At 65.2% G+C, this 11,654-nt stretch carries 11 protein-coding genes; 6 read left to right on the forward strand and 5 right to left on the reverse strand.

All coding sequences use genetic code 11. From position 1 onward, the window contains the following. The first annotated feature begins 98 nt into the window (after nt 1-98). From lspA to dnaE, 3 genes are all read left to right on the forward strand, one after another. The gene (gene lspA / locus ACLQ7E_RS19855; RefSeq protein WP_411734363.1) at nt 99-701 is read left to right on the forward strand and encodes a signal peptidase II; all 603 of its coding nucleotides are present in this window, start codon (nt 99-101) and stop codon (nt 699-701) included. After that, entirely contained in the window at nt 698-1,636 is a 939-nt protein-coding gene (locus ACLQ7E_RS19860) for an RluA family pseudouridine synthase (protein WP_411734304.1), read from the forward strand. The genes lspA and ACLQ7E_RS19860 overlap by 4 nt, the downstream gene beginning before the upstream one ends. Before the next feature lie 98 nt (nt 1,637-1,734). Continuing rightward, on the forward strand, nt 1,735-5,301 hold the full coding sequence (gene dnaE / locus ACLQ7E_RS19865) for a DNA polymerase III subunit alpha (protein WP_411734305.1): 3,567 nt from the start codon (nt 1,735-1,737) through the stop codon (nt 5,299-5,301). Between the two features lie 59 nt (nt 5,302-5,360). Here dnaE and ACLQ7E_RS19870 read toward each other — a convergent pair whose 3' ends face one another. Further along, entirely contained in the window at nt 5,361-5,858 is a 498-nt protein-coding gene (locus ACLQ7E_RS19870; protein WP_411734306.1) for an SRPBCC domain-containing protein, read from the reverse strand. A 74-nt stretch (nt 5,859-5,932) separates the two neighbouring features. Next, nucleotides 5,933-6,430 (reverse strand): SRPBCC domain-containing protein, encoded by a 498-nt coding sequence (locus tag ACLQ7E_RS19875; RefSeq protein ID WP_411734307.1) that lies wholly within the window; start codon nt 6,428-6,430, stop codon nt 5,933-5,935. Nucleotides 6,431-6,591: 161 nt separating this feature from the next. Between ACLQ7E_RS19875 and hisD the strand changes: the two genes are divergently transcribed. Then, a complete protein-coding gene (gene hisD / locus ACLQ7E_RS19880) occupies nt 6,592-7,950 on the forward strand; it encodes a histidinol dehydrogenase (RefSeq protein ID WP_411734308.1) in 1,359 nt (452 codons plus the stop codon). Nucleotides 7,951-8,097: 147 nt separating this feature from the next. Next, a complete protein-coding gene (nrdR, locus tag ACLQ7E_RS19885; protein ID WP_411734309.1) occupies nt 8,098-8,586 on the forward strand; it encodes a transcriptional regulator NrdR in 489 nt (162 codons plus the stop codon). 121 nt (nt 8,587-8,707) lie between these two features. Here the strand turns inward: nrdR and ppgK are convergent, their stop codons facing one another. Next, on the reverse strand, nt 8,708-9,496 hold the full coding sequence (gene ppgK / locus ACLQ7E_RS19890; RefSeq protein WP_411734310.1) for a polyphosphate--glucose phosphotransferase: 789 nt from the start codon (nt 9,494-9,496) through the stop codon (nt 8,708-8,710). Nucleotides 9,497-9,544: 48 nt separating this feature from the next. After that, nucleotides 9,545-10,420, reverse strand: a complete 876-nt coding sequence (gene map, locus ACLQ7E_RS19895; RefSeq protein WP_411734311.1) for a type I methionyl aminopeptidase — start codon at nt 10,418-10,420, stop codon at nt 9,545-9,547. Between the two features lie 136 nt (nt 10,421-10,556). Here map and ACLQ7E_RS19900 point away from each other — a divergent pair, with 136 nt between their 5' ends. Then, complete coding sequence (locus ACLQ7E_RS19900; RefSeq protein WP_411734312.1) at nt 10,557-10,754, forward strand: SPOR domain-containing protein; 198 nt, start codon at nt 10,557-10,559, stop codon at nt 10,752-10,754. 3 nt (nt 10,755-10,757) lie between these two features. Here the strand turns inward: ACLQ7E_RS19900 and panB are convergent, their stop codons facing one another. Continuing rightward, nucleotides 10,758-11,615: a 3-methyl-2-oxobutanoate hydroxymethyltransferase gene (panB, locus tag ACLQ7E_RS19905; RefSeq protein ID WP_411734313.1), complete on the reverse strand. Its 858-nt coding sequence runs from the start codon at nt 11,613-11,615 to the stop codon at nt 10,758-10,760. Between the last annotated feature and the right edge of the window lie 39 nt (nt 11,616-11,654).

Here is an 11,654-nt window from a genome sequence, read left to right on the forward strand (position 1 = left end):
AAAACACATAACCTCCTACAACATTTCCCAAAAATTTTTTTGTATTATTTTTGTGGGGGGGGGTTAAACCCACCCCCAACAATGCGTTAAAGGACATGATGGAAAACAGCTCCATACCACCGGCGCCTGAAGGTGCCGCCACGCCCAAGGCCGGCAGTGGAACCAAGCGGCACCTCGTGCTCGCCGCGAGCGCCTTGGCGATGTTGGCACTGGTCCTGGACCAGATCACCAAGCGCATCGTTGAATCCTCCATGTACGAGGGACAGGTCATCGACGTCCTGCCTCCGCTGCTGCGCTGGTATTACATCAAGAACTCCGGCGCCGCGTTTTCCATGGGCGAGGGCTACACCTGGATCTTCAGTATCATCCAGGCGGCAGTTCTTCTCTATGTGGCGGTGTTCCTGGTGCGCAAGATCCGCGTCTGGCCCTGGGTGCTCGCCCTGGGCGGGCTGATGGGCGGGGTCGCGGGAAACCTCACCGACCGGCTCTTCCGGCCGCCGTCCTTCGGACAGGGCCACGTGGTGGATTTCATCGCCTTGCCGAACTTCGCGATTTTCAATGTCGCCGACATGTTCATCGTTTGCTCGATGATCGGGATCTGCCTGCTGCTTTTCACCGGCCGCGAGCTCGATGGCAGCAAGTCCGTGGCGAAGAAGGAGCCCGGGCACGACGCCGGGGCCGAGCAGCAGGAGCAGCAGTGAACCAGGAACGCTCCGAATCCTTGGTCGTCGCACCCGACGAGTCGGCCCTGCGCCTCGATGCCTTCCTGGTCCAGCGCCTGGAAATCTCCCGCGCGCAGGCGGCGCTGCTGTGTGCCGAGGGGAACGTGACGCTCGCCGGCAAGGCACTGGGGAAGTCCCGGAAAACCGCTGCGGGCGACACCATCGAAGTCTTCATCCCGCTTCGTCCAGACCCACTAGAAATCAGGGTAGAACTCGTGGAAGACCTCAAGATCATTGCCGACGACGATGACTACGTCGTCATCGAGAAGCCCGTGGGCGTCGCTGCCCACCCTTCCCCGGGCTGGGTCGGCCCCACCGTGGTCGGAGCGCTGGCCGCCGCGGGCTACCGCATTTCCACCTCCGGCGCCGCCGAACGCCAGGGCATCGTCCATCGGCTTGACGTGGGCACCAGCGGCCTGATGGTGGTCGCCAAGACCGAACGCGCCTACACGGTGCTCAAGCGCGCGTTCAAGGAACGGACCCCGAAGAAGATCTACCATGCGGTCGTGCAGGGGCTGCCCGACCCCCTGGAAGGCACCATCAACGCACCGTTGGGCCGCCATCCGGGGCATGACTGGAAATTCGCCGTCGTCGAGGACGGCCGTGACTCGGTGACCCATTACAAGGTGCTCGAGGCCTTTGGCCGGGCCTCGCTGGTGGAAGTCACCCTGGAAACCGGTCGCACCCACCAGATCCGCGTGCATTTCAGTGCCCTGCGGCACCCGTGCGCGGGGGACCAGACCTATGGGGCCGACCCGAAGCTGGCGGCGGCCCTCGGGCTGACCCGCCAGTGGCTCCACGCCCAAAGGCTGGGGTTCTTCCACCCGGTGAACGGGGAATGGGTCGAGTACACCAGCGACTACCCGCTGGATCTGAACAACGCCCTGGAAATGCTGCGCGACGGCAACTTCTAGTGTGACCGCGGCGGCACCCGGCACATGGCCCGGGTGCCGCTTCACACATCGGTGCGCCCTGGTGGTCCGGGTCTTGCTCGAAGGCCTAGACTGGATCGGTGGCTAGCTCTAATCGCGATGGATTCGTACACCTTCACACGCACACCGAATACTCAATGCTTGACGGTGCCGCGCGCCTGACGGAACTCTTTGAGGAGACCAACCGGCTGGGCATGACTGCACTGGCCACCACCGACCACGGCTACCTTTTCGGTGCCTATGACTTCTGGTCCAAGGCGACCGCGGCCGGGGTCAAGCCCATCATCGGCATCGAGGCCTACGTCACCCCGGGCACCGCCCGCGACGACAAGACCCGTGTGAAGTGGCGCACCGAGGAAAGCCAGAAGCGCGACGACGTCTCCGGCGGTGGCCTGTACACGCACATGACGTTGCTCAGCTACAACAACACCGGCATGAAGAACCTGTTCAAGGCCTCCTCCATAGCCTCCCTCGATTCGGTGTTCGGCAAGTACCCGCGTCTGGACCGCGACCTGCTGAACACCTATCACGAGGGGATCATCGCCACCACCGGCTGCCCCTCGGGCGAGGTGCAGACCAAGCTCCGCCTCGGCCAGTACGCCGAGGCCAAGGCCGCGGCCGCCGAGTTCCAGGACCTGTTCGGCAAGGAAAACTACTTCTGCGAGTTCATGGACCATGGCCTGGACATCGAGCGCCGGGTCACCCAGGACCTGCTGCGCCTGGCCAAGGAACTGGACATCCCACGGCTTGCCACCAACGACCTGCACTACACGCACGAACACGACGCCCCGGCCCACGAGGCCCTGCTGGCAATCAACTCCGGTTCCACACTCGATGAGCCGACCTACGACCAGGGCGGTTCGCGCTTCGCTTTCTCCGGTTCCGGCTACTACCTCAAGTCCCCGGCCGAAATGCGGCACCTGTTCAGGGAAATGCCCGATGCCTGCGACAACACGCTGCTGATCGCCGAGCGCGCCGAGGTCTCCTTCGACACCGGCGCGAACTACATGCCGCGCTTCCCCTGCCCCCCGGGCGAGGACGAGACCAGCTGGCTGATCAAGGAAGTCGACACCGGCCTGCACTACCGCTACCCGGGCGGCATCCCGGACGACGTCCGCCGCCAGGCAGACTACGAGCTCGACGTCATCATCAAGATGGGCTTCCCCGGCTACTTCCTGGTCGTTGCCGACTTCATCAACTGGTCCAAGAACAACGGCATCCGCGTCGGGCCCGGCCGTGGCTCGGGAGCCGGTTCCATGGTGGCCTACGCCATGCGCATCACCGACCTGGACCCGCTGCACCACGGGCTGATCTTCGAGCGCTTCCTGAACCCCGAACGTGTCTCCATGCCCGACTTCGACGTCGACTTCGATGATAGGCGCCGCTCCGAAGTGATCAAATACGTCACCGAGAAGTACGGCGACGAACGCGTGTCGATGATCGTGACCTACGGGTCGATCAAGACCAAGCAGGCGCTGAAGGACTCCTCGCGCGTGCTGGGCTACCCCTTCTCCATGGGCGAATCGCTGACCAAGGCGCTGCCCCCGGCCGTCATGGCCAAGGACATCCCGCTCAACGACATCGAAAACCCGAAGTCCAAGCGCTACTCCGAGGCAGGGGACTTCCGCCAGCTGGTGGCCACCGACCCGGAGGCCGCGCGCGTCTTCGAGACGGCCAAGGGGATCGAGGGGCTCAAGCGCCAGTGGGGCGTGCACGCCGCCGGCGTCATCATGAGCTCGGACCCCATCATCGATGTCATCCCGATCATGCGCCGCATCCAGGACGGCCAGGTCATCACCCAGTTCGACTACCCGACCTGTGAAGGCCTGGGGCTGATCAAGATGGACTTCCTGGGTCTAAGAAACCTCACCATCATTTCCGATGCGCTGGAAAACATGAAGGCGAACCAGGACGTTGACCTGGATTTGGAACGCCTGGAGCTGGACGACGCAGGCGCCTACGAGCTGATGGCCCGCGGCGACACCCTGGGCGTGTTCCAGCTCGACGGCGGGCCCATGCGCTCGCTGCTCAAGCTCATGCGCCCGGACAACTTCGAAGACATCTCCGCGGTGCTCGCGCTCTACCGGCCCGGCCCCATGGGTGCCAACTCGCACAACAACTACGCGTTGCGCAAGAACAAGCTCCAGGAAGAAACCCCGATCCACCCCACGCTCCTGGAACCATTGCGGGAGATCCTGGGCGGGACCTACGGCCTGATCGTGTACCAGGAGCAGGTCATGTCCATCGCGCAGAAGCTGGCCGGCTTCTCGCTGGGCCAGGCAGACATCCTGCGCCGCGCGATGGGCAAGAAGAAGAAATCGGAACTGGACAAGCAGTTTGCCGGCTTCTCCCAGGGCATGATCGACAACGGGTACACCATGGAGGCCGTCAAGGCCCTCTGGGACATCCTTCTGCCCTTCTCCGACTACGCCTTCAACAAGGCGCACTCGGCCGCCTACGGCGTGATCTCCTACTGGACCGCCTACCTCAAGGCCCACTACCCGTCCGAATACATGGCCGCGCTGCTGACCTCGGTGGCGGACGACAAGGACAAGACGGCCATGTACCTGAACGAATGCCGGCACATGGGCATCACCGTGCTGGCGCCGGATGTGAACGAGTCCGCGCTGAACTTCACCCCGGTGGGCACAGACATCCGCTTCGGCATGGGGGCGATCCGCAACGTGGGCGCCAACGTGGTCAACGCCCTGGTCGAGGCCCGGGCCGAAAAGGGCAATTTCGAGAACTTCGCCGACTTCCTGCAAAAGGTCCCGGCGGTGGTCTGCAACAAGCGCACCATCGAATCCCTGATCAAGGCCGGCGCCTTCGATTCGATGGGCCACGCCCGCAGGGCCCTGGTCGCCATCCACGAGGAGGCGGTGGACTCGGTCATCTCCGTCAAGCGCAACGAGGCCGCCAACCAGTTCGACCTCTTCAGCGCCTTTGACGACCCCACCGCCGCTGCAGGCATGACGGTGTCGGTCCCGGACATGCCCGACTGGGAGAAGAAGGACAAGCTGGCCTTCGAGCGGGACATGCTCGGGCTCTACGTCTCGGACCACCCGCTCAAGGGACTGGGCGGCCTGCTGGAGCAGAATGCCGACCTCTCCGTCACCCAGGTGCTCTCCGAGGACGGCCCGCAGGACGGGCACACCGTGACCATCTGCGGGATGATCACCTCGCTCCAGCGCCGCATCGCCAAGAAGAGCGGCAACCCGTACGCGCGCTGCGAGATCGAGGACCTCTCCGGGTCCATGGAAACCATGTTCTTCGGCAACGCCTACGCACCCATTGCCAACGTGCTGGCCGAGGACCTCATCGTGGTGGTCAAGGGACGCGTGCAGCGCCGCGACGACGGATCCATCACGCTCAACGCCCAGGAACTCACCGTCCCGGAAATCAGCGAAGACGGCGAGGGCGGCCCGGTGGTCATCTCCATGGCCAACCACAAGGCCACCGAGGAGGTCATCTCCGCGCTCGGGGACGTGCTGCGCGTGCACCAGGGGACAACCGAGGTGCGCGTGAAGCTGCACAGCACCCGCGGGGTCTCGTTGATGCGCCTGGGCATGGAGTACCGGGTCAACCCGAACTCGGCGCTCTTCGGCGACCTCAAGGTCCTGCTGGGCCCGACCTGCCTCGACGGCTAAAACGAACTAGGGCCCGGTGCCACGGCGCCCGATTGAACACCCCGCACTTTTGGGTGAATCTATTCGGGTGCCTTCGTGTAGGCCGGGACCAGGGCCGGGTAGTAGTCGTTCCACAGAACTGAATCGACATTGCCGCCCTTTAGGTGCACGAGCATCCGCTGCAGGTAGTACTCCCAGCCCGGCCCGATGGTGCCTGGGTCATCGGCCGCGCCGAGTTCATGGGTGAACGTGATTTTCTTCGTGCCCGCTCGAGACGAAAGATCCAGGCCAAGATCCCATGGCCCTTGATCGGTGTCGACCGTCAAGCGGAACTTGTATGGGGGCCTGCACTGGTGGACCAGCACGCTCCCGGCCGCCGATTCCAGCCCTTCCTCAAGGAATGCGAACCGCTGGTTGCCGCTTTCTGCGTTCTCGCGCAGGATTCCCGCCCAGGATCGGAGGCCCTCGACCGTGGTGAAGGCATCCCAGATGTCACGGACGCCGTACGGCGCATCGAGTTCGATGACGATTCGCCGACCAGGGAGCGACGGCTCTACACCGCCGTGGGCCTGTGTCATGGGATTGCCCCCTTTCTGGTGGCTGTTGGCCTTGTGGAGGTCCCGGGCGGACCGGGCCCGCGGAATGCCGAAGTCTATTCGGGGGCCATCGTGTATGCCGGGGCCAGGGCCGGGTAGTAGTCGTCCCAATTGACCGTGTCGACATCGCCGCCCTCCAGGGAGACAATCGCCCGTTGGACGTAGTACTCCCAGCCCGGTCCGATGGTGCTCGGATCGTCGGTCAGGCCAAGGTCCTGGATGAAGCGAATCGTGCTCACCCCGTCCTGCCTGGACAGCTCGAGTCCGAGGTGCCACGCGCCGTACTCGCTGTTGGTGGTGAAGGCCAGTTCATGCGGTTCCCTGCAACGGTGAATTTCCAGGCTCGCGGGCTCCGCTTCCTTGCCCTCCTCGACCATGGAGAATCGCAGGTCACCGGCCTCGCGGTTTCCGCGCAGGACTCCCACCCAGGGCTCCAGGCCCTCGGGGGTGGTGAATGCGTTCCAGATTTCCTCCAGGCCGACCCCGACCTCGCGTTCGATCACGATGCGCAGTCCGGTTGGCGTTGGCCCGATGCTGCCGTGTGGCAGTGGCATGGGGTTCCCCTTCTGTTGTTTCCGTGCGTGCTACGTGCAGACTATGGCACCGGCATGCACCGTGGGAAGCGCACCCCAACGCTTGGAGCGCCGTATCGATTGTTAAGGCGGGACCCGGCGCTTTTCGTGGTGAGGGTCCGCCGACACTATAAACTGGTCCGGTGACCAGCAACGCCAGCCCCCAGACCTTTTCCGCGCTCCAGGACCTCGACTTGCGAGGTGCCGCCCTTGACCATGCGAGCCTCAAGGCGGTGCTGCCGCGCCCCGAGTTGAACTTCGCCACCGCCGCCGAAGCCGTCGAATCGATCATCGGCCGCGTGCGCACCGAGGGCTTCGCCGCACTGTCCGAGCTGGCAGAGAAGTTTGACGGCGTGCAACAGGACTACACCCGCGTCCCCGCCGAGGCCATGGAACGCGCCCTGGCCGAGCTAGACCCGGAGGTCCGTGCCGGCCTGGAGGAATCCATTGCCCGGGCACGCACCTTTGCCGCGGCCCAGGTGCCGGAAGACACCCGCGTGGAATACGGGACGGGTGCAACCGTCACCCAGCGCTGGGTACCGGTGCGCCGGGTGGGCCTTTATGTCCCGGGCGGCCTGGCGGTCTACCCGAGCTCGGTGATCATGAACGCCGTCCCTGCGCTGGCTGCAGGCGTCGGATCCCTGGCCATCGCCTCGCCCCCGCAAAAGGAATTCGGCGGGCTGCCCCACCCCACGATCCTGGCCGCGGCCAGGCTGCTGGGCGTCGACGAGGTCCACGCCATGGGCGGGGCCCAGGCCATCGCCGCACTCGCCTACGGCGTTGCGGTGCCCGAGGGTGTTGACCCGCAGTTGGCCATCGAGCCGGTCGATGTGGTCACCGGCCCCGGAAACCTCTTTGTTGCCACCGCCAAGCGCCTGGTCAAGGGCGTGGTCGGCATCGATGCGGAGGCCGGCCCCACCGAAATCGCGATCCTGGCCGATGCCACGGCGAACCCCGACTTCATCGCAGCCGACATGATCTCCCAGGCCGAGCACGACCCGAACGCCGCCGCGGTGCTTATCACCGATTCGCCCGAGCTTGCCCAGGCTGTGCGCAATGCGCTGGAAAACCAGTGCGCCACCACCAAGCACTCCGAACGGGTGCGCATCGCACTGGGCGGGAAGCAGTCCGCCACCATCCTGGTCGACGACATGGCCGCGGGCATCGCCGTCTGCAACGTCTATGCCGCCGAGCACCTGGAAATCCACACCGCCACTGCCGCCGCCGACGCGGCGCTGATCACTGCCGCGGGCGCCGTGTTTGTCGGGGCGAACTCCCCGGTGAGCCTGGGGGACTACTGCGCGGGTTCCAACCACGTCCTTCCGACCAGCGGAACCGCCGCCTTCGCCTCGGGCCTGAACGTCAACACCTTCCTCAAGGCCATCCAGGTCATCGACTACGACCGTGCCGCGCTTTCGGCGGTGGCACCCCACGTGGTGGCCCTGGCCAACGCCGAGGACCTGCCCGCCCACGGCGATGCGGTGGCCATCCGCTTTCCCTAGTGCTTGCCGCATCGGCGGCGCCAAGGCCAGTATGTGCTCAAGGCCACAACATGTGGTAATGACATTGTTGTGATTACGCTATATGTGGCCCTAAACTAATCCCGAGCACGCATGTGCTTTGCAAAAAAGACTCGAGGAAGGGGTGCCATGTACTGTCCCTATTGCAGGCACACCGATTCGCGTGTCGTCGATAGCCGACTGACCGACGACGGCACCGCGATCCGCCGGCGCCGGCAATGCGCCGAGTGCGGGCGCCGGTTCAGCACGGCGGAGACTACCAGCCTGAATGTGCTCAAGCGTTCCGGAGTGGCCGAGCCGTTCAGCCGGGCAAAGGTCATCAACGGCGTGCGCAAGGCCTGCCAGGGCCGCCCCGTCACCGACGACGACCTGGCCCTGCTGGCCCAGGAGGTCGAAGAGGCGGTTCGTTCCAGCGGAGCGGCGGAAATCAACGCCCGCGAGGTCGGGCTGGCGATCCTCACGCCCCTGCAGCGGCTCGACGAGGTGGCCTACCTGCGCTTCGCCAGCGTCTACCAGGACTTCACGTCCCTTGAGGACTTCGAGACGGCCATTGAAAAGCTGCGGACCGAACGCGAAAGCCGCCCGGTGGGACCCCAGCGTCCCCTGGGCGCACGGTAGGGCCGTTTGCCTCCCGCCACCGCGGTGAAGCTGAACTGAACGAACAATGGCGGGTCGACTGCCTTCCGAAACGGAATTCCGTTGGAGAAGGCAGCCGACCCGCCATTGACTTTGGGTGGTGCTACGGCTGGGAAAGGCCCCACTGCAGCGCGGCGCCCACAATGCCCGCGTTGTTCTTCGAGGTGGCCACCGTGATCGGCGTGTCCAGGGAAAGCCTGGGCAAGTAGTCCTCGGCGCGCTTGGAGATCCCGCCGCCGATGATGAACAGCGTGGGGGAGAAGAGGAACTCGACGTGGGAGAAGAAGCGCTGAAGGCGCTTGGCATATTCCTTCCACGACAGCTCGTCGCGCTCACGTGCCGAGGCCGAGGCACGGGTCTCGGCCACTGCCGAATCGATTTCCAGGTGGCCCAGCTCCACGTTGGGAACGAGCACTCCGTCGTGGATCAGCGCGGAGCCGATGCCCGTGCCCAGGGTGATCACCAGCACGGTGCCCTCAATGCCCTCGCCGGCACCGAAGCGGGCCTCGGCCAGGCCTGCCGCGTCGGCGTCGTTCATGACGTGGACGGTGCGGCCCAAGCGCTCGGTGAACAACGCGTCAACGTCGGTGCCGATCCAGGACTTGTCCACGTTGGCGGCCGAACGGGCCACGCCGCGGTGGATGATCGCCGGGAAAGCGACGCCCACCGGCCCCTGGGCTTCCGGGGCCTCGGCGCGCGCAGCAAGCTCGCTGACGATCTGTGCCACGACCTCCGCCACGGCGGCCGGCGTCGCCGGCTTGGGGGTGTCGATGCGGACGCGTTCGCCGATCAGCTTTCCGGCAGAGAGGTCGACGATGCCGCCCTTGATGCCGGTCCCGCCGATGTCGATGCCGATGGCCGTGGGCGATGGGTTCAGTGCGCGTTCAGACATGCGGGTCGGGCTCTTTCTCTAAGGAGGGCTAAAACGGGGTCCCCGGTGTTAGGCCAGGGTCAGGATTTCGGCGCCGTCCTCGTTGACGAGCAGTGTGTGTTCAAATTGTGCCGTGCGCTTGCGGTCCTTGGTGGTCGCAGTCCAGCCGTCGTCCCACATGTCCCACTCGATGGTGCCCAGGGTGAGCATGGGTTCGATGGTGAACGTCATGCCCGGCTCGATCAGTTGGCTGTAGGCCGGTGCCGCATCGTAATGCGGGATGATCAATCCGGTATGGAAGGATTCTGCCACGCCGTGCCCGGTGAAGTCCCGCACCACGCCATAGCCGAAGCGTTTTGCGTAGGCCGAGATGGTGCGGCCGATGACGTTGATTTCGCGCCCCGGCATCACGGATTTGATGGCCCGGCGCAGGCATTCCTCGGTGCGCTCGACCAGCAGGCGTGATTCCTCATCGACGTTCCCGGCGAAGAAGGTGGCGTTGGTGTCGCCGTGGACTCCGCCGATGAACGCGGTGATGTCGATGTTCACGATGTCGCCTTCATGCACCACCGTGCTGTCCGGAATGCCGTGGCAGATGACCTCGTTGATCGAGGCACACAGCGACTTCGTGAAGCCCCGGTAGCCCAGTGTGGAGGGGTAGGCCTTGTGGTCCAGCAGGAACTCGTGACCGATCCTGTCCAGTTCGTCGGTGGTCACTCCCGGGACAACTGCCTTGCCAACCTCGGCCAGCGCCTGTGCGGCGATCCTGGAGGCCACGCGCATCCGGGCGATGATGTCCGCGGAGCGGACTTCCGGGGCATCCGACTTGCGCGGTGCGGGGCGCCCGACATACTCGGGACGGGGGATCGAATTCGGGACGGTTCGCTGCGGAGTGGGGGCACCGGGAACGAGGGATCCGATGGGTGCGGTTGAAGCTAAAGGCATGGTTCCCATTCTAGCGGGGTCGACGGTGCCAAGTGCCATGGCGCCCGGCAGGTGACCGGTCACCGGCGGCCCTTCGGCGGTAGGGTGGTGCCATGTCGAGTCAAAGTACCGTAAACGAAAGGTGGGGCCAGTCCCGATGAGTGGAGCATTGCCCGGCGAGGGCGAATTCTGGTTCAACGTCACCACCGGCCAGGTCGAAACCGGGCCGCAGGCGGATTGGTCGCAGCTTCTGGGCCCGTATGCCTCGCGTGCCGAGGCCGAGCTGGCCATGAGCAAGGTGCGCGAACGCAACGAGCAGTGGGACGAGGAAGACGAAGAAGACGAGGAGGACTAGGGACTACTGGTCCCCGAATTCGTGTTCCGCCGCCGGGAAGTTTCCGGCGAGCACATCCTCGCGGTAGGCGGTCGCGGCCCCTGCCACCACGGAGCGCAGGTCGGCGTACTTCTTGACGAAACGCGCGCTCTTGCCGCTGCCCAGGCCCAGCATGTCCTGCCAGACCAGGACCTGGCCGGTGGTGACGGCGCCGGCGCCGATCCCCACGGTGGGCACGCGCAGCGCTTCATCGACACGGCGGGCGGTGCCGGTGGGGATCATTTCCATGAGCACTGCAAAGGCCCCCGCCGCCTCCAGCGCCTGCGCATCGGCAACCAGTGCGGCCGCGGCGTCGCCGCGGCCCTGCACCCGGTAGCCGCCCAGGGCGTGTTCGGACTGCGGGGTGAAGCCGATGTGGGCCATGACCGGCACTCCCGCGGCCACCAGGGCGCGCACGTGCGGGACGAAGAACTGGCCGCCTTCCAGCTTCACCGCGTGCACCCCGCCCTCCTTCATCAGGCGGACGGAGGAGGCGACCGCCTGCTCGGGGGACACCTCGTAGGATCCGAACGGCAGGTCGCACACCACCAGGGCGTGCTTGGCGCCCGAGACCACCGCCTTGGAGAAGACGATCATCTCGTCCAGGGTGATCGGCAACGTGGAGGAGTATCCCATCACGGTGTTTGCCGCCGAATCACCCACCAGCAGGACCTCGATGCCGGCGGAATCGAAGATGTTTGCCATCATCGTGTCGTAGGCCGTGAGCATCGCGAATTTCCTGCCCTCGTCCTTGGCCGCTTGCAGGTGGTGGAGACGGATCCGCGGGCCGGAAGCGGTGCCCGCGGCCGGGGGATTTGCTGGTGTGGAAGGATGAGCACTCATGGGCAAGAGACTAATGCACAATCGGCAAACCTGTCCTTC

The organism is Paeniglutamicibacter sp. (genome assembly GCF_046714615.1).
GTDB lineage: Bacteria > Actinomycetota > Actinomycetes > Actinomycetales > Micrococcaceae > Paeniglutamicibacter.